This window comes from Providencia sp. PROV210, assembly GCF_028479445.1.
In the GTDB taxonomy this organism is placed as follows: Bacteria; Pseudomonadota; Gammaproteobacteria; order Enterobacterales; family Enterobacteriaceae; genus Providencia; species Providencia rustigianii.
Map to the genome: position 1 here is coordinate 22831 of NZ_JAMPNQ010000010.1, position 22554 is coordinate 45384.

The window sequence follows — 22554 nt, forward strand, 5'->3', positions numbered from 1 at the left end:
AAGAATGGCAAAATGAGCTTTCTAATGAAAGCTCATTTTTAGACAAATTACTTATTGGTAAGTACTAAGCCATTTTGTACAGATTTAACCCCTTTTGCGCTGGCGGCAATCTGTGTAATTTGATTGATTGTGTCACTAGATTTAATAAAGCCTGATAAGTAAACCACACCATTAACGGTTTTTACCGAGACGCTATTACTCGGGATCCCACTGGTACTCAGTAATTTACTTTTAATGTCAGCGGTAATCGCAGAATCATCGATATAGGTATCGGTGCTTTTCACACCGCTAGAGATGGCATTTCCCGTATCTTTGCCCGCTATCTCAACTGTTTTACCCGCACTATCCCATGTTTCTGACGCTTGTTTTTTCAATGCGCTATCGGATGATGAGCTACATGCAAATAATGCCCAACTCAACCCAATGACACCCAAAGAACGTAAGATGGCGATCTTTTTCATTGGAACCTTCCTCTTGCTATGATTATCAGACTAACGATGTTATAGCCTAAGTAAAAAACAGACAAAGATAAAGCCAAATAATAGGTTAATCAGTCTATTTCATAAGCAATTTGAATATTAGCAGAAAAACATTCTTAATCTGATGATTTAAAAAGGGTGCTTGTATCACCAGCCTCAACAGAAATGAGAAATGTGGGGGAAAGTTCCCCCACCAGACTACTCAGTGCAAGATAGAGTAGCTTGAACCGCCGTATTTCCACTGATCACGCTAAAAGAACACAGCCTATCGCGCATCAATAATGAAAGCCCTAAAACCGTGATACACACGGCTATCAGCCCCATCAGGAGTTGTTGAGGTTTGAGAAACTGCCTCGGGTTAATGGTAAAACATAACTCGGGGCTTTCGTCTTTTTGGCTCTTGGCAAATGCTTGAACCAAAATGATCCAAGCACCCACCGCCATCATAGCAAGAATATGCTAACAATCCGCCATGAAATATCATTATCAGATTGAATTTATTGATTATTTAGTGATTTAACTAACGGGAATAACTCATGTCATTGAGTGAATAATTTCGATATGAGAAAGGGCGCTTGTATCACCAGCCTCAACAAAAATGAGAAATGTGGGGGAAAGCTCCCCCACCAGACTACTCAGTGCAAGATAGAGTAGCTTGAACCGCCGTATTTCCACTGATCACGCTAAAAGAACACAACCTATCGCGCATCAATAATGAAAGCCCTAAAACCGTGATACACACGGCTATCAGCCCCATCAGGGTAAACTTGGTCATTCCTCTTGACTCCTGTATATAAAGGAGACAGAATCAAGTTGTTGAGCGTGAGACTGCCTCGGGTTAATGGTAAAACATAACTCGGGGCTTTCGTCTTTTTGGCTCTTGCAAATGCTTGAACCAAAATGATCCAAGCACCCACCACCATCATAGCAAGAATATGCTAACAATCCGCCATGAAGTGGCATTATCAGATTGAATTCATTAACTATTTAGCGATTTGAATAAAAAAATAGCTCATATTACTGAGCCACTTTGAATGGGATGAATTAATAGAACGGTTGTGAATTAGTGTTCCCGTGTCTTCCTGAATCTAACTTCAGGATAACGTTCACTCGTTAGATTTAAATTTACCATCGTTGGTGCGATATACGATAAATTATCGCCGCCATCTAACGCCAAGTTTTGTTCATTTTTGCGTTTAAATTCTTCGAATTTCTTCACATCATCACATTCAACCCAACGCGCTGTAGAAACGTTCACCGTTTCATAAATTGCTTCAACGTTATATTCGCTTTTCAAGCGAGAAACTACCACGTCAAACTGCAGCACACCAACCGCACCTACAATCAAATCATTGTTGGTTAATGGGCGGAATACCTGTACAGCACCCTCTTCGGATAACTGAACCAGACCTTTTAATAGCTGTTTCTGTTTTAACGGATCACGTAAGCGGATACGACGGAATAGCTCAGGAGCAAAGTTAGGGATACCCGTGAATTTCAGATCTTCACCTTGAGTAAAGGTATCACCAATCTGAATAGTGCCATGGTTATGCAAGCCAATAATATCCCCAGCATAAGCATGCTCAACTTGAGAACGATCACCCGCCATAAAGGTCAGAGCATCTGAGATCACCACATCTTTCTTAGTTCGCACTTGGCGTAGTTTCATTCCTTTTTCATAGGTACCTGAAACAATACGCATAAAAGCAACACGGTCGCGATGTTTTGGATCCATATTTGCCTGAATTTTAAAAACGAACCCAGTAAATTTCTCTTCTGTCGCTTCTACTTCACGTACATCTGTTTTACGCGCTTGTGGTGCTGGAGCCCATTTAACTAAACCATCGAGCATGTGGTCAACACCAAAGTTACCGAGTGCTGTACCAAAGAAAACAGGGGTCAATTCACCCTCAAGGAAAGCATCATGGTCAAACTCATGAGAAGCTCCTTGAACAAGTTCTAATTCTTCACGAAGTTGTGAAGCAAGATCTTCACCAACAGCGGCATCCAGTTCTGGATTATTAAGCCCTTTAACAATGCGAACTTCTTGGATAGTGTGACCTTGACCTGTTTGATACAGAATGGTTTCGTCACGCAGTAAATGATAAACCCCTTTGAATAATTTACCGCAACCAATTGGCCATGTGATTGGGCAACAAGCTATTTTTAGCTCATTTTCCACTTCATCCAATAGCTCCATTGGGTCACGAATATCACGGTCTAATTTATTCATGAATGTCAAAATTGGCGTATCACGTAAACGGGTGACTTCCATTAATTTGCGTGTACGATCCTCGACCCCTTTACCTGAGTCAATGACCATCAAGCAACAGTCAACAGCGGTTAATGTCCGATAAGTATCTTCAGAGAAGTCTTCATGTCCAGGGGTATCAAGGAGGTTTACCAAGCAATCGTTATAAGGAAATTGCATCACAGAAGTTGTGATCGAAATACCACGCTGCTTTTCCATTTCCATCCAGTCTGATTTAGCGTGTTGGTTCGAACCACGCCCTTTTACTGTTCCTGCGCGTTGGATCGCGTTTCCAAACAGTAATACTTTTTCAGTAATGGTCGTTTTACCCGCATCGGGGTGAGAAATAATAGCAAACGTTCTGCGTGTGCTAACTTCATGAAGAAAATTCTGATCTGTCATTTAACCGTTCTTTTCGTTTATATCCAGATTTGTATTGGCATCGGGAAGAGGCTCTAGGTAGCTCTAAGCGCAGCAAATCCGTCTTGTTGATCGTAATTGGCGGTTATTTTCGCAGATCTTGGGGTTATAAACAATCAGAGCCTGCCATGTTCAGGTCTTCATTCCTTTGAAGACCCTTTATCAAAATTATTTCAACTGTGATACTAGTTGAGCAATTGACTGTCCCAGATCCTGTGTACTGGCATTTCCGCCCATATCACGCGTTAAATGACGACGTTCACGAATAGCCATTTCTACTGCGGTCATTATCGTGTCATGCATCTCTTGGCAACCTAAATGCTGCATCATCATCGCCGCAGCCCAAATGGTCCCTATAGGGTTAGCAATATTTTGCCCTGCAATATCTGGTGCGGAGCCATGAACTGGTTCAAACATGGATGGGAATTGTTTTTCAGGGTTAATATTTGCGGATGGGGCAATCGCAATAGTTCCCGTGCAAGCAGGACCTAAATCGGAAAGAATATCGCCAAATAAATTAGAACCAACAATCACATCGTAAAACTCCGGCATTCTCACTAAATTAGCCGCAAAAATATCGATATGGAATTGATCAACTTTGACATCCGGATACTGTTTAGCCATCTCAGCGACACGGCTATCCCAATAAGGCATTGAGTGAAATAAGCCATTAGATTTGGTTGCCGAACTTAAATGTTTTTTATCGCGAGAACGGGCAAGTTCGAAAGCATATTTTAAAATACGGTCAGTGCCTTTACGGGTAAAAATACTTTGCTGGGATACCATTTCATCTTCAGTACCTTCATATTGAATCCCACCAATAGCCGAGTATTCCCCTTCAACATTTTCACGTACCACATAGAAATCAATATCACCCGGTTTTTTATCGGCTAATGGGCATTTAATACCGTCAAATAAACGGACAGGACGCAGATTAACATATTGATTAAATGCACGGCGAATTGGCAGTAATAAACCCCATAATGAAATGTGATCAGGAACGCCGGGAAAGCCTACGGCACCAAGAAAAATAGCATCAAATTTTTTGAGTTGTTCTAAACCATCCTCAGGCATCATTCGCCCCGTTCGATGGTAGGTTTCACATGACCAGTCAAAGTGGGTGAAGTTTAATTTTATATCATGCTTTTTCGCTGCTGCTTCTAAAACGCGTAAACCTTCTGGGATCACTTCCGTACCGATACCATCGCCCGGTATCACCGCTATATTGAACTGTGTCATTCGCAACGCCTCTTATTATTGTGTCTTCATATGCTCCAATACAAAAAACCACGAATCACAATAAATTGCTACATCGTGGTTTCTTTTTTAAATCTATTTGACGGAATAATTTATTATGCTTTCTGGCTAAACATATCTTCACTAAATAATGTTAGTGCCAATACCAACGCATCTTCTCGACCTGTTTTTGTTGGATAATAATCTTTGCGCACCGTTGCTTGTTGAAAACCTAATTTATCATATAAATGAATAGCGGAAGCATTCGATTCCCGAACCTCTAGCCACAGGGTCATGATCCCTTTTTTTATCAGATCATCAATTAATTTTTCTAAGAGTTGCCGACCATAACCATGTCCTTGAAAATCAGGATGGATAGCGATATTAAATAAAGTTGCCTCATCCAGAACATACTGGGTTATCGCGTACCCAATGATTTGATTATTAACCGAAATTTTTAAATTATGATATTTCTCACCTTGATTGCCATAAAAAACACGTTCAGTCCATGGAAAATCATGGCTTAGTTTCTCAATTAAGAAGGCAGTGGCGAGGTCAGATTGCTTTAGTGTTGAAATTTTCATCATATTGATAAATCTGTTTCCATAGCGCCTGTTTAGCATGACTGCTTGCTATCAGTTCAGATAAAACAGGAGAAATAAATGTGAATTTTGAACCCTCGGGATGAATTTCATTTCCTAATACCCAACAAGGAATTGTTATTGGTGTTGGGATTAACTTTAACTGCTCAGAATTAATACACACCATATCCGTCTCATCGATATCCATGGTGAAAAAAATATCTTTTAACAGTTGGCTGTTTAAATCGAGGTTCTCATCAGTAATAATAATAAGCTTAGTCGACTCGGGAATACGAACACCTCGTTCACCACGTAACACAGCCGGATTTCTCACCATCCATTGAGTAATCCCCATTTGTTCTAAAAGTCTGTCACGTCGTGTCATTGCTTTTTCCCGTCGTTATTTTACGACCACATCTTATCAAAGGGGATTAATAGCGCCAACAGAGCAATGCTATTTATCTTTTTTCTGGTAAGGTAGCGACCGTGGTTAATTATCATTTTAGGAGATAGACAGGATATGTCATTACTGACACCCGCCAGCGAAGTTATTGAACGTCATTTAGAGCACTTTACAGATCGTCATGTTATCTTGGCTGGTGACATTCAGGATGAACTGGGCGCTACCCTTGAAGCCGCCAGTGTGCGTGTTCTGACTAATCAGTATCATCGCTGGAAAAATTTACAACCCACCTTAGGTGACAATGTTGTATTTGCGACAACGGTACCCGCTGAATTTATCCAACCTTGCGATACCTTAATTTATTTCTGGCCAAAGAATAAACAAGAAGCTGCTTTCCAACTGGATGACCTTTGTACCCACCTTGCTGTGGGCAGCCAGATCTTTGTTGTTGGTGAAAATCGCAGCGGCGTTAAGAGTGCCGACGCGATTATGGAAGGCATCTCAACATTACAAAAAATTGATTCTGCACGCCGTTGTGGGCTCTATCACGGTGAAGTAGAGCATCCAACCGAATTTAATATTAGTCGCTGGTGGCGTAATTATCAGCTCGATAATGTGGTTGTTAATGCACTACCGGGCGTATTCAGCAACAGCGAGTTAGATATTGGCAGCGATTTACTCTTGTCCACCCTAACTGAGCCTATGAATGGCAATGTCCTGGACCTGGCTTGTGGTAATGGTGTACTTGCAGCCGTTGTTGGCTCACAAAATCCGAATGTGACCTTAACACTCAGTGATGTGAGTTCCGCAGCCCTAGATTCAGCAACGGCCACTCTCGCAGCGAATAAACTGACTGGAAAAATTATTCCTAGTGATGTCTACTCAGAGATTAATGACAAGTTTGATTGGATCATTTCGAATCCGCCATTCCACGATGGAATCAATACAAGTTATAACGCAGTAGAAACCTTAATTTCACACGCACCTAAGTACCTGAAAAAAGGTGGTCGCTTGCGAATTGTCGCAAATGCATTCCTACCTTACCCAGACTTACTGGACAAAGCATTTGGTGGTCATGTCGTGTTAGCTAAAACCGGTAAATTCAAAGTTTACGAAGCCATTAAACGTTAATTTACGTTAGCTGTTTATCGCATTTTAACGGTCAGCTTTATCCGCTGGCCGTTTTTTCATCAAATGAAAATTGAGCGATAAAAAATTATTGACGCCAGCAGAAATTAGCCTAAAATCCGCACCGTACTATTGATGCATGAGCAATTATGCAAAAGAGTTAGTATTGCGAGGGTGGCGGAATTGGTAGACGCGCTAGCTTCAGGTGTTAGTGTCCTATGGACGTGGGGGTTCAAGTCCCCCCTTTCGCACCACTTACTCTTCATAATTTCAATTATCTAGGCGTTGACTTCTCTTCGCTATCCGTATCACATAGTTGTCTATGTTCAACGGAATAGCCGCGCTTGTCGCCTTAATCTAATTGAAATTCTTTTGAGTAAGAACGCTTATTTCATAATTTCAATTATCTAGGCGTTGACTCAGAAACAAGCATCAATAGAAAGAATTTTGACAGTATTTGCGAGGGTGGCGGAATTGGTAGACGCGCTAGCTTCAGGTGTTAGTGTCCTATGGACGTGGGGGTTCAAGTCCCCCCTTTCGCACCACTGTTAATATTCGTAGCCCGCTTTAAACTTCAATGTATTCCGCTCTAAATTTAGCTTCTCAAAATAAATGCTAATAAGAAACAAGCCAAAGATAAAACCGCAGGAATAATCAACAAGCGTCGAGAGCCTCGATTAAATAACATACCTGCCGTTGCAATCATCAGTGTGACCATCAATACCCTTAAAGGGTCAACACCCATATTACTCAACAGATAAATAATACTGAGTAAAACTACCGCAAAGACGCCCCACAAACCAGCGCCGATACGTCGCAACCCAGTTGCTTTTGATACGCTAGTTCCCATAACGCCTCCGAAATCACAAATGATAATGATTATCAATCATATCTTTGTTTCTGTAAAAATCAATCAGATTTTTATGGGGTATTTCGCTAAGAAAAAATGATGACAGGGAAAAACAAAAAATTCTCCGTAACATCCTGTCACGGAGAATTTTTAACTACGGGGTTGGTTTATTGCTTCAGTCCCATTGCATCGCGCATGGTAAAGAACAAATCTGTTTGGTCGGTTAGACCCATTACATTGGCAGCATGTGGACCGTATGCGGCAACACGCAATTGAGCACCAGTATGCTCTTGTGAATCTTCTTCCTCAGAGTTACCGTAGTTCACTACCATCACTGAACCATCTTTGGTGATCAGTGCCTGAGTTAAACCCGATGATTTAGTCCCTTCAGGAATAATTTGGCTAGAATGCGAGTGGTCAGCCGTCACGATGACTAGCGTATCGCCATGTTTCTTCGCAAAATCTAAGCCAACTTGAACCGCTTGGTCTAATGAAATTGTCTCACCGATTTGTCCGCATGGATTCGCTTTATGATCCTGCTTATCGATAGATGCGCTTTCAACTTGTAGGAAGAAACCATTCGGATTCACTTGCAACAAATCAATCGCTTTTTGCGTCATCTGAGCCAATGTTGGTGCATTCGGGTCGAGTTTAGCGTTTGGTTTACACTCTAACGGCGGGTTATTCAAGTTGCCATGATACGTGGCTTTTGGACCTTCTAATGCAATGGTCATGTTACCATCATGGAACAGGCCTAATACTGGCTTATCTTGATTGGCTTCTTTGATTGCATCTAAAGATTTCGCATCACGAACGATACTAAAACCACGTTCGGTTGCCTGTTGTTCTAATGTTTTTCCTTTGTAATCACCGGCTTTAGCTTCCTGCTTAAAGCTCTTCGCGCCACCGCCTAGCGTAACATCAGCACGCGTAATTAATAGCTGTTCAGAGATAGAACCACGACCGCCATTTTCTAAAGCATTTGTCGCACATTTCTCACTAGTCTCTTCCGGACCGTAACATTTACGCGCTGTGACGTGAGAAAATTGTGCCGCTGGTGTCGCATCTTGAATTTCCGAGGTTGTCACGTTACCCGTCGCTTTACCACTACGCTTAGCAAGCTCAATCAGCGTGTCATGGTCCTTGCCAAATACATCAACCCCTAATGCGCCATTATACGTTTTTACACCTGAAGACCATGCTGTCGCCGATGCCGCAGAATCTGTAACATAATCTGGTTTTTGGGTCTTTTTATCTAACGCATAGTGAGTATATTGACCTGTAATTGGCAATGCATCGATACCTTTAAAGAAACCGCCAGCACCTTCTGCATAGTTACGTGCAACAGTAATTTCAGAATCACCCATCCCATCGCCAATAAATAAAATCACGTTTTTTGCTTGGCCATTATGCAGAGCGGCTTTCATGATATCCGTTTGCTCTGTGGATAAACGACGAGCTCCGCCAAACTTAGTGATATCCCCTTTCGCGGCACGACTTTCTGAAACGGCTTCATTTTTATCTACCGCATAAGCTGGAATTGCAGTACCTAAAATTAACGTACTTACAGCAACGGCTAACATAGATTTAATAAACTGACCTGTCATAACTGTTTTCCTTGCCAATCAATAAATAAAATAAAATGGATTTACTTCGAATAATGACCAGCATGCTAAAGCAGCCAGATGACAGTTGAATGACGGTTTTATGTCGATATAAAGATGATTGTCATAAATGCGAAACGCCCTTACTGGGCGTTATTTGATAAATCATTTTTATTTATTAGCTGGTGTATCAGCTGTAAAGCACTGAGTAAACGATGCCTCTGCAACTGTGTTAAGCGTAAATATCGCCGAGCCGCAGGAAGCCGGCTAACCATTTCAGATGCAGTGAAAGGCTCAATTTCACAACGCCAAACGCCATCTTGGATTTCAATAGAGCAATGCGTAAAATCCAGCTCCTCAAGTGTTTGTTGGATCACAGGATATTGATTTAACTGGTTGATGAACATCTGTCCATCCACTTGTTTAGACGTATAATGCACCTGTTTTTTTCGTGTGGTTCCTGCTGTTTTTACATCAATACGTGCCACTAACGTTTCATTACACTGACCAGATATTGCAAAACGGCTATGTACAATGAAAGCCATAAATAACGTTTTTACCCGTTCAGTCACTTGAACAGTTAACCCCTGAGGCAGATGAATGAGTAGCTCCCCTGGCGTCCGCCACTCACAAGGATAGGGCGTAATATCCTTTTCAATCCGATTGAGCGTTAGCCCTGCTTGATAACCCGCAGGAAGACGCTTTTGAGTTAATTTCTGCCACCATGAATATTTAGGCAAGGTTACGTAAAGGCTCAAGTTCTACCTCCTCAATACTTTCATCAGCAAAAGAATTCGATAATACTTGCTCCACCGGAACAGGTTTGAACGGATTTACTTTCTGTACCAGTACTGTCCAGCCCAATGCATAGCTAGCGGTGAGCCCTAACATGATGGCAAATGGAATATATACATCCGCTTTATTCATACCCGGCGGGGTGATGTAAACAATGGCTAAAATGATCCCCACACTAGAAATGATTTGCGGAATTGGGAAGAACGGAGAACGATAGGCTCGATGTAAGTCAGGGCGACGAATTCGCAATAAAACAACAGAAATAGTGACTAATAAATATGCCGTTCCCCAAGAGCAAACTGCCGCCAAAACCAGAGGAATGATACGTTCCAAATCCCCTTGAATAGCAAAGGCATGTAAGCATGGGATCATGACTGCGATTAAAATACCAAATACAGGGGTTTTAAAACGTGGATGTAAATACGCAAAGATCCGAGGCAATGCCCCATCCAGCGCCATCCCATACAGAATACGAGGAACCGCTGCCATCAAGGTATTGATCGTCGCTCCGCCAGCAAGCAGTAATGCGATCCCAATCCAATATTTACCGAAATCGCCCATAATTTGACCCGCAAATGCAGGGATCGCCATAGGTGTTTCTAATAAGCTCACTCCATTTTGTGGATCAATAATCACGTTTTCGACTTGATTCGTCAGCGCCGCGCCGAAAAGGAACATACAAAATGCAACACCGCATAAGCCGGTTGCCATTGCCCTAGGGATCACTTTCGCCGAATTTTTAATTTCAGGAGCCATCGGAGTGACTAATTCACACCCCACAAACATGAACATCGCCATGCCAATAAAACTTAATACCAAGGTGGGATCTGAAATATTTAGCCCTTGTCCAAACCAGCCATCAGTAGAGACATGAAATGGCATGAGTAATCCACAAATACTGAAAATAACCAATGTGCTCCACATGGCAAAAGTCAGCACTACTTCCACCTTACCAAAGGCTTCAATCCCAAATGCATTCAATAACCCGAACGCAATCACTAAACCCACCCCAACCATCCAAGAAGAGTTATTAGTTTCTAGTACGGTATTGAGGCTTTCAAAATTGACTAATGCCATAATTCCCGACAGGATGGTTTCCGCGGTTCCAGCAAAAACATGCACAATCAGGTAAGCAGACAAAGCACCAGTAATAGCCCAAAATCGCCCCATCCCACACGAAATATAGTCGTAAACAGATCCAGAAGTTGGCAGGATTGCCGCAGCTTCAGAGAAAGTCGTTAACTGAGCCTGCATCATAATAAAACTTAATAAAACCGCTAAAGCAAAAGTGTCTCCGCCAATGCCAAATCCGCTTGTCACAGTCAAAATCACGGGACTTGCCATGATCACACCGACGGAACTGGCTAGTGTCGTTGGAAAACCCACCTTCCCGTTCTCAATATGTGAGGATAATTTTGAGGATAAATTCATTTTGTTTCCCTCTCTTTGCAACAACCATAATTGTGAAATTTTGGTAAAAACAGAGTGGCTGTATTCTCACTATAGAAATAAGCATAAACATGTCGCTATCGTCCTTTTGGACGATACCTAGAGGGAGGGGAGTCTGAATTTATTACGACGAAAAGTCCTGTTTTATTTTAATGAAAAAATAATAATTATTAAGATATCAATAAGTAACCAATAAGACGCTCATTAATATATTAATAAAAAAACAGCGAAAGATACCAAAAATTAGAAAACTGCATTTCTTATAGAAAAAACAAGTTTTAAATAGTGTAATCAAGCTCACGTTATTAATATGTTTACTTTATGTTAACACCAATACATAGCATGATGGTTTATAACCTAACTATTAATGGAGATTGAATGGAACAGCCTCTATTTAGCTACCATCAACAAGCATTAATCGACTGTTGCCTAAATACGATTGCCCATATCATTCCTATTTCCGCCGCCGTTTACTATCTCGTTAATGATTATTGGCAACCTGAAAATCATGTGTTGTATGGAATATCACCGCATATGCATCATGAATATCTAACGCATTTTTCTCATCACGATCCGTTACATCCCGATCACTTTCGTGGTGAGGATTTACGATTAGTCAAAATGGCGCCCGAAATGCGTCAGCAAAATAAAACTTTTTTCCATGACTTTATGCAGCCTAACCAACTAGCGGATATGGCAGAAATTTTTATTCGTCGTAAAAATAAAATTATTGCGGGAATCTCCGTGCTCAGAGATAAACCTTTCACACCACAAGAGGTCGTGAGACTGAATGCGATTCTACCCATTGCGGAATTGATGACATTTGATGTCCTTCCTGACTCATTAGTTTCATACACGCCTAAAGAGCAGGAAATTATTCATTTAGTACGAGAAGGCGCCAGTAATAAGCGAATTGCGTTGCTACTGGGAATATCCCTTTCTACAGTAAAAACTCATTTGAGGAATATTTTTACTAAGGCGAATGTGAGTAACCGAACCGAGTTAGTATCATCCGGCTTCATTATTCGCCAAGACAAAATTTTGTAAAAAAATCCCGGCTAAAAAGCCGGGAAAACCTGTTGCTTTACAGAAAAAACAAAACCACCAGAACGCTAATAACGTATCATTACCGATTTCAATTCTGTGTAATGCTCAATGAAAGCACTACCAAACTCCCGTCCAATTCCGGATGATTTAATCCCTCCAAAAGGAACCGCAGGATCAAGGAAAGTATGCATATTCACCCAAACTGTCCCAGCTTCAATTTGAGACACCATCCGCATGGCTTTACCAAGGTCATTCGTCCATACGCTAGCCGCTAATCCAAATGGTGTGCTATTCATCATGCTAATTAATTCATCTTCATCGTCATAGCTTAAGAATGTACCCACTGGACCAAAAGTTTCTTCCTGCATTAAAATATCATTTGGGCTATTTGCACGAATGATGGTTGGAGGAACAAAATATCCCGCACCAGCAATCGGCTGACCACCATAAATAATTTCACTACCATCTTGGCATGCTTTTTCAAACAAGCTTAGAATTTTATCGTAGTGTGCCTTATTGGCTAATGGTCCCATTTCTGTCGTTTCGTCTAATGGAGAACCAATTTTCATTGTTGATAAACGTACTTTTAATGCATCAAGAACGTCATCCATCAGCTTCGATGGAATATAAAAACGTTCTGCCGCTGCACAGATTTGGCCTTGGTTTAAATAACCAGCCTCAATGATGCCATTAACAATCTTATCAACAGGCAAGTCTGCCAAGAATGCGGCTCCATTCTTTCCACCCAGCTCCAGAGTTACGCGAGTCAGTTTGCTTTCCATAGCCGAGCGTCCTACCGCTAATCCTGTAGGAACCGAACCAGTAAAAGTCACTTTTGAGCAGAGTGAATGATGAATTAATGCAGGACCGACTTCACGCCCACCACCATTAACAATGTTAATCACACCATCGGGAATACCCGCTTCCTTCGCTAATTCAGCAACCCGTAACATTGTTAGCGGTGTAAATTCACTGGGTTTCAGTACAATCGTACAACCGCAGGTTAATGCCGCAGCCAATTTCCAAATGGAAATCATGATCGAGAAATTCCAAGGAATAATGCCAGCAACCACACCGACGGGCTCTCGTTGAGTAAATGCTGAATATTTTTCACCATGAAATGAAGGTAGCGAAACGTTCAGAGTTTCACCACTAATCTTGGTTGCCCATCCAGCAAAATAACGTAAGAACTGGGCAGCAGAGCCCACCTCAAGAAAACGCGATAATTGAATAATTTTTCCTGAGCTTAAGGTTTCTAACTGAGCTAACTCTTCTAAATGCTTTTCCAATAAGTCGGCTAAGCGGCTCAGGCAATTACCTCGCTCCATTGGCGTGGTATTTGCCCATGAACCTTTAAATGCAGTATAAGCCGCATCCATTGCAGCATCGACTTCGGCCAATGTTCCTTCTTTGACTTTAGCTATAACCTGCTCGGTGGCTGGATTCACAACGTCGAAATAAGTATTTCCCTTGCCAGAAACAGGCAATCCATTGATAAAATGTCCATGTTGGCGTTTAAGGAATTCTGTAACTTCTGGTAATAGGGCTAACTCACTCATCGTTATCTCCACCTCGTTAATTTATCTAATTACGCATTCACGCAAGCTAAATAATGTTTCACAAAACGCTCAGCATTAATTTCCCACAGTACTTCAGTGCATTTCTCTGCAAACCAAGTATCACCTTTATGGTATTCCACTGTAACCCCAGTTTTTATGTCAGTTAATTTCACCGAACCTTCATGCACTGTTGCCATCTCATCAAATGGGTAAACCATTTTGAACTTACCTTTGGTGCACGCAAAAATGCCGCAAGTCAGATTATCCGTTGGTTCACCATGGATCATAGCGACGCTAGCCTGTGGGTCACCTTCAACGACAACAGATCCTAAATTAGTTACGCTACCGATATTCAGTAGCTCAGGAAGTGGTTTGTTTAACAGTAATGGGCTGATCATATTTATTTACCTTGTATTTAATGAAATCAAAAAGCTAAAACCAATTGAGAGAATTTAACGGCGCCCTTGCCAATATCCAGAGACTTGATGCCAACATTTTGCGAGGGATACAATTGCATTTCTCATGCTATCTTTCCCCACGATATTGGCATGGGGAATCGAGCTCATCAGGTCATAGCGACTAGAGCCTTCTGCCATCCCTTCCGCTAGCACTTTACAAACAATCTGGCTTGGAGTGACGCCAAAACCGGAATACCCTTGCACATAAAAAACATTGTTATGACCAGGAATAGTGCCAATTTGTGGGAATAAATTGGCACTGCAAGCCATTGGACCACCCCATGCCAACTCGATTTTCACATCTTTCAAGTATGGGAAAACGTTCAACATTAACTTGCGGTTCCACGCTTTTAAGTCGGATGGAATATACTCAAGAAAATAGGTTGAGCTTCCAAACAACAAGCGGTTTTCATTTGTCACACGGTAGTAGTCAATCACAGGGCGAATATCACTGTATGCGCCACGAATAGGGCTGATACGCTCAATCAGCTCATCAGAGAGCTCTTCCGTCATCAGTTGATAGGCATAGGTATTAATCGTTTTTGGATACAGCGTTGGCTCAAGACCATTTAAAAATCCATCACAAGCCCACAGCATTTTCTTCGCTTTGACCGATCCCATTGCCGTGCGAACAGTAACGGTATCGCCATATTCAACATTCAGTACTTGGCTATTTTCAAAAATTTTCGCGCCATATTCACTGACTGCTTTTGCCTCACCTAACAGCAAGTTAAGGGAATGAACATGCCCTCCCCCCATGTGTTTTATTCCACAGGTATAAGCATCAGAGCCAATGATTTGTTTTAAATCGGACCCGGTATAAAATTCAATTTCTTCATCCGGAGCAACTGCTTTGAAATCTGTTAGCCAGCTACGTAATGTTTTTTCTTGGCGCTTATTACTGCCTAAATAGGCATAACCATGGCAAAAATCCGCATCAATATTATATTTAGCAATGCGGTCGCGCATAATGCCTGCGCCCATATTGCTAAGTTTAAAAATTGTTTCTAAACCTTCAGAACCAACATGCTTCTTGATTGCATCTAAGTCATGACCAATGCCAGCCATCACTTGTCCACCATTTCGCCCTGTACCACCATAGCCAAGATGACGCCCTTCAAGGATAGCAATGTTAGTGATGCCTTTTTCACACAGCTCCAGTGCGGTATTTATGCCTGAAAAACCACCACCGATAATCACGACATCAACGTCCAGATCTTCTTTTAATGTAGGAAAACGCAGATCATATTTTTTTGTTGCTGAGTAATAAGTTAATGATTCTACTTGGTTATTCATAATGGATACCCTGTCTAGTATCTTACAATAACCTTGATTATGTTAACCTGGCATTAACATTTACATAGCCCTTTAGGGACATTCTAAAACATAAAATTAACATCTGTGATGCAAGTACAGTATTAACTTATAAATGATATAAAAAAACTTTAAATATTCTTTTTAAATTTTAATAACTTAATTGATTATTTTTATATTAATGGAAATGGTTATCCACAACTAAACGAGATGAAAAATGAGGAGGTAAGCTAAAAATATTTCTCTGAAAAAATTATTCAGTGCCAATATTATTGCTTTATTGGTGTCATTAATAAGTTAAATAACTCGACTTGTGAGCCTATACCGAGTTTTTGATAGATATTTTTTCGGTGATTTTTCACGGTTCCTAAACTGATGAATAAGGTATCTGCTATCTGCGGGGAACCTTTACCTTCCAAAATTAACTCAACAACCTCACACTCTCTTGGCGTTAGGCCAAAACAGGTTTGTAAATCTGTATGTCGATAATCACTAGAGACTGAATTAGGAACCACATCTTTATGGAGCCTAGCGATACTCCTAATAATATCAAAAGCTTCTTTCAATGGTGCCCGCTTACTTTCTTCTGATAACAAAGGCTTTTCTTCATTACCAAAAAAGATAGCCAGCTGCCTATCACGAGAGATCTCCAACAGTAAGCCCGCCTCATCACACCATCCCGTTTTACGGTAAAAATTCAGATAATAATCCGTATGGTGAAAACCTTTTGGTGCTAGCTCTTTTAAGGTCAATACCTTAGAACTTCCCCCCTTTAGCAGTTCTTGATAAAAGGGGTCCATTAAATAAGCGCCACGTTGATATAAGCGATTAATATTATCGCTATTACGCGTTTCAACTTTAGAGAGAAAACGAGGAGCTCCCCCTTTTTCGAAGGCATAAATAATCGCGTTATCAAAAGCAATAAAAGAAGAGAGCCAAGATAAGAGGTTAGGATAGAACTGGTTGGTAGCAACAGAATCAATAAGATGGGGTAACTTATTTAGATAATTATCCATTATACCCCCTATTCATTAACTCATTAATAAGCCCCTGCCAAACATATTCGAGCAGGATAGAGTGGTATAAAAACCATATTATGAAAGGAATCTCAATTAGTTTGTTATTACTATGTTAATCAAATCACAATGAATACTGTTTTTGTTAAAATTTTTTAACAATCACTTGATAAATTGAAAAGAAAATTCAGAGAGGATATACAGAAAAACAGCCCCGAAAGGCTGTTAATGCATTAATGTTTAATAATGGCTTTTAACTTGGAATAGCGGCGAATTAAACGCCATTTTAATTTCAGGGTTGTCGCATGTTTCCAGACGATTTCCCAGTAACCTTTATCAAAGAACATTTGTACCATTTGTTTTTGAATTTCAGGGGATTTTATCGCTAATAGCGCTTGTACGACTCCTAACCCCTCTTTACCTACTTGCCATAAACAGGCTGGTGCTTGCTTAACGTGTTCCGGATAGCGTTGATAAATAGCCAATAACATATCAAGGATTTTCAAATAGGTATTAATCTTGCGTACAGATCTTTCATCACCCGTTAATGAGTGAGAAACTGACTGATTATGAATCAAATATTCATAATACTGTTCATTGATAAATTGCACCCGTTTTGCCACTAACAACATTTCTGTAGTCCAAGGAATATCCTGATGATGCAGCTTTGGCTCAAAGAAAAAGTGATATTCCCTAATAAGCTCTAAACGATAGATATTTAACCAAGTCACATGTAAAAATTTACGGGAGCTCAACCCCATTTGTAGCCATTGTGGCCCAGTGATCACGCCGGTTGATGGCACTTTATTTGGCGGAAAAATTGCTTTAGGCGCATCACCATTGGTATACACATAAGTACCATTACATGTTGCAACATCTAAATCTCCCTCAAGTGCGATCTCTAATAAACGACCATACATTTTCGGGTTAATTTCATCATCAATATCAGGGAAAGTGATATATTTTCCCGTAGCCTCTACCATTCCCGTATTGCGAGCAACAGAAACACCTTGGTTTTCCTGAAAGAGAACTTTGATATTCTCAAATTTATCTTCATATTGACGAATAACGCCTTCACTATCATCTTTAGAACCGTCGTTAACAACGATCAGTTCCCAGTTTTCCAATTTCTGCGCGATCAGGCTATCAAAAAAATGAGGTAAAAATTTTTCACCGTTGTATACGGCTACAACGATACTCAAAACAGGTTGAGAAGACATGTATTAACCTTAAACTAATCAAAAAGATTATAATTAAAAAATATATTCGTTCATTTCATATAAATTTTATAATTAAATCAATATAGTTATGATAGAAGTTACTGATATGGCTCTATTATTACTCAAATACCCAAATAGTTGTGAACTAATTTTTACTTCTTTGATCTAACAAACATCAATTATACCTCACGATAACAGAAGGATCCTCCCGTGGCTGGAAGTAGCTTACTTGCCTTATTAGATGATATTGCCGCAGTATTAGATGACGTATCCGTCATGACAAAAATGGCAGCAAAGAAAACATCGGGAGTTTTAGGGGATGACCTCGCCTTAAACGCTCAACAAGTGACTGGGGTACGCGCCGATAGGGAGTTGCCTGTTGTCTGGTCCGTTGCAAAAGGCTCTTTTCTCAATAAGTTAATTTTGGTACCACTGGCATTATTGATTAGTGCATTTATTCCCTGGGCAGTGACTCCACTTCTAATGGTAGGAGGTGCATATCTTTGTTTTGAAGGGGCAGAAAAGCTAGCGCATAAATTTTTGCATAAAAATAGCCAAGAGCCGTCGGAAACACAGCAAGTTGAGCTATCTCCAGAAGATATTGCTGAATTTGAAAAACAAAAAATTAAAGGCGCAATTCGTACCGATTTTGTGCTATCCGCTGAAATCATCGCTATCACTCTAGGTATTGTCTCCTCAACGACTTTTCTCAATCAAGTTGTAGTCCTATCACTCATTGCTATTGTCATGACTATCGGAGTGTATGGATTAGTTGCAGGGATAGTAAAACTCGATGACTTAGGGTTTTATTTACAGAAAAAAGCATCAGCGCTCTTACGTAAATGCGGTAATGGGTTAATTTATGCCACGCCTTATCTCATGAAAACGCTTTCCGTCGTTGGAACCGCAGCAATGTTTATGGTCGGTGGAGGTATACTCACACATGGAATTTCTTACCTGCATTCATGGATAGAAAAAGTCGCTGAAATGTCGGCGATGACCCCCGCAATTGGTGCTATTTTGCAATTTTTAATGCCTTCTATTCTTAACTTAGTGTTCGGGTTGGTTATTGGTTTAATCATTGTGCTAATCTTCAGTGTTTTCGCTCACGTTAAAAAAGCCAAACCCTCGCTAAAATAGTTGATAAATAGCATTAATCTTATGTGATAATTCGTGAATTAGCGTTGCGCCAGAGGAAAAAGAATTATGCCGACACTTTACCGCCGTTTCTCAATTATCAATCAAGTCATTGGATTGATGTTATTAATTGCGATCCTAGGTATTATCGGCATGACTATATCTAATCGCATGATCATCAGTGCGCAAGGCAATGCCCATGCAATTAATACCTCTGGCTCATTACGTATGCAAAGCTACCGCTTACTTTCCTTGACGCCTCTAAATCAACAAAATCAAAGCTATCTTAATGAGCTAGAAAACGACTTATTAAGCCCCGAATTAACCCAAGTTGTCAAAATCGAAAACTTAACACCGCAATTTAATAAAATACATGACTTTTGGCTAAATACCCTAAAGCCAGCACTTACTCAGGCTTCATCTCCAGATGACGCCCGCTACGAAGTCATTACTTTTGTTAATATGCTCAATGAGCTCGTTCATAATATTGATGATATTACCGAGAGAAAAATTGCCTATGTTGCGATGACACAACTCATTTTTATCAGTCTCGTTTTCTTATTATTAACAGGAACTATATGGCATCTAAGACGAAAAATTTACTACCCTTGGATGAAGTTACTTTCTATGGTGAATGCGATTGGTCAAAAGGATTTTAGCCAACGTTATCCATTAAAAAATAATAAACAAGATGAGCTCAATGCCCTTGGCGAAACACTAAACCACATGTCTGATGAACTAGCACAAAGCTATCATCAGCTTGAAGAACGGGTTGCAGAAAAAACAGCTGACCTATTAGCTAAAAATCGTGTTTTATCTTATCTGTACCAGTCAAATCAAATTTTGCACTCTTCAGATACACTCTATTCAAGGCTACAAAAGGTCTTAGTAGAATTAAAAAGTATCACGCAATTAAAAAATCTACGTATAAGACTGTATGAAGATAGTAATGAAAAATACTTTCATGAAATCTCTTATTTTTCTAGTCCTGCTGCTCAGGATATGGAATTAACTCATGCGGTTGATCCGTTTAGATCTCAGGAAATGATTTTTAATAACCCACAAATACTACAGTGGGATCTATCTGATAACATGCATCGATATGGTGTTATTATCGGTGAAATTGAGCAAAACCAACCATTTGCAGATGAAAAAAATAAACTGGTACTGATGTTAGCTAAGCAAATTTCAGGCATGTTAACAATGGAGCAGCAAATAGAACAGCAGCAGCAATTACTCATTATGGACGAGCGTGCAGCCATTGCTCGAGAGCTGCATGACTCAATTGCACAGTCGCTCTCATGCCTAAAAATGCAAATTAGCTATCTACAAATGCAACCCGAACCTCTACCGGAAACGACTAAACATTTACTCAATGAGATGCGTACTGAAATCAATACTGCGTATAGCCAATTACGTGAATTACTGACGACATTCCGTTTAAAATTGACTGAGTCTGGTTTATTGCCCTCACTTAAAAGCACGCTTGATGAATTTAGTGAACGTATTGGATTCAAGATTCAACTTAGCTATGACATACCAGCTAAAAGTATTTCACCTCATCAATCGATTCATATAATTCAAATAATACGCGAAGCGCTAAGCAATATTTTAAAGCATGCGAATGCAAACTGGGCAGCCATATCCCTAAGCCAAGATCGAGGAATAGTCACCATTACCATTGATGATAATGGTCGAGGAATAGATGACAATCCCAATAAAATCAACCACTATGGTTTAATCATTATGAGAGAAAGAGCGCTCAGCTTGAATGGTGAATGCTATATAACACCACGAGTTCAAGGGGGAACCGAGGTTAAAGTAACTTTCCCTCTGTCAGAAGTTTAATACGCCGGAAAAAATCATTCATGGAGACCAAAAATAAATGAACGAAAAATCAACGATCTTACTCATTGATGATCATCCGATGCTAAGAAATGGTGTAAAACAACTAATTAGCTTAGAGCCTTCATTACAGGTCATCGGAGAAGCAGGTGATGGGAAGACAGGGATCCAAATTGCAGAAGAACAAGATCCTGACTTAATTCTTCTGGATCTTAATATGCCAGGGATGAATGGATTTGAAACCCTTGATGAATTAAGAAAGCGCGAACTCTCAGGTCGGATCATTTTATTTACTGTGTCCAATTATAGTGATGATCTTGTGAGTGCATTAAAAAGAGGTGCCGATGGATATTTACTAAAAGATATGGAGCCTGAAGAGTTAATTATTGCACTAAAAGAAGCGGCAAGTGGCAAGATGGTCGTTAGCCCAACATTAACTTCAGTGCTAGCTGAATCGCTAAGAGATCATCAGACACAATCGGAAAGTGATGCTGTAGCCTTAACCCCAAGAGAGTCGGATATTTTGGAACTCATTGCTCAAGGGTTATCTAATAAAATGATTGCGCGAAATTTAGATATTGCAGAAAGTACAGTAAAAGTACATGTCAAACATTTACTAAAAAAGTTAAATTTAAAATCTAGAGTAGAAGCTGCCGTTTGGGTATTACAACAGAAATAAGATGTTAAATAATTCATAGCTACATGACCACATCATCTAGCTATGAATTTTCCTCGTTACTATCCCCCACAATAAACCCATATCAATAGCTCTAATCTACAAGCTAATTTTTTCCAGTTATAATAAGCTCGTTGAAGACTTATCTATGAAAAATACGAAATGATGAAAGAAGAACAACTTATTTTAGTTAATGAACAAGATATTGAAATTGGTACGATGCCAAAATTACTTGCTCATCAAGAAGGTCGTTTACATCGGGCATTTTCTATTTTTATTTTTAATAATAAAAATGAATTGCTGATTCAGCAACGAGCTTTCCATAAATATCATTCCGCAGGTCAGTGGGCTAATTCATGCTGTAGCCACCCTAGACCTCAAGAAAATACATTAGATGCCGCTATACGCCGGTTATATGAAGAACTTGGGTTCAAGACTGAGCTAAAACATGTCGATGCTTTTATCTACTATGCAGACGTTAATGGTGGATTGATTGAGCATGAGTATGACCATATTTTTGTTGGTTATTATAATGGTGACTTTAAACCTAATTCCAATGAAGTGAATGCGGTCCGTTGGGTTGGAATTGAATTGCTAAATCAAGAGGTTCATGAGGAACCCACAAAATTTACCCCATGGTTTAAAGCAATTTTAGCAAAATATCCTTTATTGAACTTTACTATCTGATTTTAAAATACCTTAATTCAGTAAAATTGGCTCTATGACATTTATCTCTATTTAAGATAAAAATGCTAATAAATAGCTGTTTATACCCCAAGGCCTAAAATATCCCTTCAGTTATTTCCCACTAAAACCCGATGTATTACACATTAATATTCCAAATCGCTTATATTTTTTCGTCATTAATCAGAACTGACTCAGCACAAGAAGATATACGCCAGGAAAAGTACAAGAAAGAAAAGAAGAAAAGAAGAAAAAAAGAAAGGAAGAGCGGAAGAAAGGGATCGAAAAAAAATCACCTAGGGGTTCAATGACGGATTGGGTTAATTGACGGATGAGTTTCAGTACTTTTGCCAACTTAAAATTGGAAAACGATTGAACCTCTTCAACTGTCACCAAGCTCCC

At 40.0% G+C, this 22554-nt stretch carries 23 protein-coding genes and 2 tRNA genes; 8 read left to right on the forward strand and 17 right to left on the reverse strand.

Annotated elements, in window-relative coordinates; translation table 11 throughout:
- Window positions 1-47: 47 nt before the first annotated feature.
- The 7 genes from PR761_RS08340 to PR761_RS08370 form a co-directional block, all read right to left on the reverse strand.
- Window positions 48-461 (reverse strand): BON domain-containing protein, encoded by a 414-nt coding sequence (locus PR761_RS08340; RefSeq protein WP_006815897.1) that lies wholly within the window; start codon window positions 459-461, stop codon window positions 48-50.
- A 216-nt stretch (window positions 462-677) separates the two neighbouring features.
- Entirely contained in the window at window positions 678-926 is a 249-nt protein-coding gene (locus tag PR761_RS08345; protein WP_272519350.1) for a Hok/Gef family protein, read from the reverse strand.
- Between the two features lie 184 nt (window positions 927-1110).
- On the reverse strand, window positions 1111-1254 hold the full coding sequence (locus PR761_RS08350) for a Hok/Gef family protein (RefSeq protein WP_006815898.1): 144 nt from the start codon (window positions 1252-1254) through the stop codon (window positions 1111-1113).
- Window positions 1255-1542: 288 nt separating this feature from the next.
- Window positions 1543-3132, reverse strand: a complete 1590-nt coding sequence (gene prfC, locus PR761_RS08355; protein ID WP_006815902.1) for a peptide chain release factor 3 — start codon at window positions 3130-3132, stop codon at window positions 1543-1545.
- A gap of 186 nt (window positions 3133-3318) precedes the next feature.
- Window positions 3319-4389 (reverse strand): tartrate dehydrogenase, encoded by a 1071-nt coding sequence (locus PR761_RS08360; protein ID WP_115163962.1) that lies wholly within the window; start codon window positions 4387-4389, stop codon window positions 3319-3321.
- A 113-nt stretch (window positions 4390-4502) separates the two neighbouring features.
- Complete coding sequence (rimI, locus tag PR761_RS08365; RefSeq protein ID WP_006815904.1) at window positions 4503-4973, reverse strand: ribosomal protein S18-alanine N-acetyltransferase; 471 nt, start codon at window positions 4971-4973, stop codon at window positions 4503-4505.
- Complete coding sequence (locus PR761_RS08370; protein WP_006815905.1) at window positions 4942-5352, reverse strand: DNA polymerase III subunit psi; 411 nt, start codon at window positions 5350-5352, stop codon at window positions 4942-4944. The genes rimI and PR761_RS08370 overlap by 32 nt, the downstream gene beginning before the upstream one ends.
- Window positions 5353-5487: 135 nt before the next feature.
- On the opposite strand from PR761_RS08370, the gene rsmC reads away from it, so the two are divergent.
- The 3 genes from rsmC to PR761_RS08385 all read left to right on the forward strand — a co-directional run bounded on the left by rsmC (window position 5488) and on the right by PR761_RS08385 (window position 7043).
- Window positions 5488-6501 carry a 16S rRNA (guanine(1207)-N(2))-methyltransferase RsmC gene (gene rsmC, locus PR761_RS08375; protein ID WP_115163961.1) on the forward strand — a complete coding sequence of 338 codons (1014 nt, stop codon included), beginning with the start codon at window positions 5488-5490 and terminating at the stop codon, window positions 6499-6501.
- A gap of 165 nt (window positions 6502-6666) precedes the next feature.
- A tRNA-Leu gene (locus PR761_RS08380) sits at window positions 6667-6752 on the forward strand.
- Window positions 6753-6957: 205 nt separating this feature from the next.
- Window positions 6958-7043: transfer RNA gene (locus PR761_RS08385), tRNA-Leu, on the forward strand.
- 50 nt (window positions 7044-7093) lie between these two features.
- Here PR761_RS08385 and PR761_RS08390 read toward each other — a convergent pair.
- The 4 genes from PR761_RS08390 to PR761_RS08405 form a co-directional block, all read right to left on the reverse strand.
- Window positions 7094-7348, reverse strand: coding sequence for a DUF1435 family protein (locus PR761_RS08390; protein WP_039855648.1), 255 nt, complete (start codon window positions 7346-7348; stop codon window positions 7094-7096).
- Window positions 7349-7515: 167 nt separating this feature from the next.
- Complete coding sequence (gene phoA / locus PR761_RS08395) at window positions 7516-8955, reverse strand: alkaline phosphatase (RefSeq protein ID WP_115163960.1); 1440 nt, start codon at window positions 8953-8955, stop codon at window positions 7516-7518.
- A gap of 140 nt (window positions 8956-9095) precedes the next feature.
- On the reverse strand, window positions 9096-9710 hold the full coding sequence (locus PR761_RS08400; RefSeq protein WP_112836129.1) for a DUF3156 family protein: 615 nt from the start codon (window positions 9708-9710) through the stop codon (window positions 9096-9098).
- Window positions 9685-11178 carry an APC family permease gene (locus PR761_RS08405; protein ID WP_039855650.1) on the reverse strand — a complete coding sequence of 498 codons (1494 nt, stop codon included), beginning with the start codon at window positions 11176-11178 and terminating at the stop codon, window positions 9685-9687. Before PR761_RS08405 ends, PR761_RS08400 begins: the two co-directional genes overlap by 26 nt.
- Window positions 11179-11574: 396 nt before the next feature.
- On the opposite strand from PR761_RS08405, the gene PR761_RS08410 reads away from it, so the two are divergent.
- The gene (locus PR761_RS08410; RefSeq protein WP_006815913.1) at window positions 11575-12243 is read left to right on the forward strand and encodes a LuxR C-terminal-related transcriptional regulator; all 669 of its coding nucleotides are present in this window, start codon (window positions 11575-11577) and stop codon (window positions 12241-12243) included.
- 65 nt (window positions 12244-12308) lie between these two features.
- On the opposite strand, the gene PR761_RS08415 is transcribed toward PR761_RS08410, so the two are convergent.
- The 5 genes from PR761_RS08415 to PR761_RS08435 form a co-directional block, all read right to left on the reverse strand.
- On the reverse strand, window positions 12309-13802 hold the full coding sequence (locus PR761_RS08415; protein ID WP_154611225.1) for an aldehyde dehydrogenase family protein: 1494 nt from the start codon (window positions 13800-13802) through the stop codon (window positions 12309-12311).
- 29 nt (window positions 13803-13831) lie between these two features.
- Window positions 13832-14200: a cupin domain-containing protein gene (locus PR761_RS08420; RefSeq protein WP_154611224.1), complete on the reverse strand. Its 369-nt coding sequence runs from the start codon at window positions 14198-14200 to the stop codon at window positions 13832-13834.
- 54 nt (window positions 14201-14254) lie between these two features.
- Complete coding sequence (locus PR761_RS08425) at window positions 14255-15556, reverse strand: NAD(P)/FAD-dependent oxidoreductase (RefSeq protein WP_006815916.1); 1302 nt, start codon at window positions 15554-15556, stop codon at window positions 14255-14257.
- A 287-nt stretch (window positions 15557-15843) separates the two neighbouring features.
- A complete protein-coding gene (locus PR761_RS08430) occupies window positions 15844-16590 on the reverse strand; it encodes a helix-turn-helix transcriptional regulator (protein WP_006815917.1) in 747 nt (248 codons plus the stop codon).
- Between the two features lie 233 nt (window positions 16591-16823).
- Entirely contained in the window at window positions 16824-17810 is a 987-nt protein-coding gene (locus PR761_RS08435) for a glycosyltransferase (protein ID WP_006815918.1), read from the reverse strand.
- 210 nt (window positions 17811-18020) lie between these two features.
- On the opposite strand from PR761_RS08435, the gene PR761_RS08440 reads away from it, so the two are divergent.
- The 4 genes from PR761_RS08440 to idi all read left to right on the forward strand — a co-directional run bounded on the left by PR761_RS08440 (window position 18021) and on the right by idi (window position 22155).
- Complete coding sequence (locus PR761_RS08440; RefSeq protein WP_006815919.1) at window positions 18021-18950, forward strand: DUF808 domain-containing protein; 930 nt, start codon at window positions 18021-18023, stop codon at window positions 18948-18950.
- Window positions 18951-19016: 66 nt separating this feature from the next.
- On the forward strand, window positions 19017-20795 hold the full coding sequence (narX, locus tag PR761_RS08445) for a nitrate/nitrite two-component system sensor histidine kinase NarX (protein ID WP_039855652.1): 1779 nt from the start codon (window positions 19017-19019) through the stop codon (window positions 20793-20795).
- A gap of 37 nt (window positions 20796-20832) precedes the next feature.
- Entirely contained in the window at window positions 20833-21471 is a 639-nt protein-coding gene (narL, locus tag PR761_RS08450) for a two-component system response regulator NarL (protein WP_006815921.1), read from the forward strand.
- Window positions 21472-21630: 159 nt separating this feature from the next.
- The gene (gene idi / locus PR761_RS08455; RefSeq protein ID WP_006815922.1) at window positions 21631-22155 is read left to right on the forward strand and encodes an isopentenyl-diphosphate Delta-isomerase; all 525 of its coding nucleotides are present in this window, start codon (window positions 21631-21633) and stop codon (window positions 22153-22155) included.
- Between the two features lie 180 nt (window positions 22156-22335).
- On the opposite strand, the gene PR761_RS08460 is transcribed toward idi, so the two are convergent.
- A partial coding sequence (locus tag PR761_RS08460; protein WP_272519351.1) for a hypothetical protein occupies window positions 22336-22554 on the reverse strand: 219 nt, incomplete at its 5' end.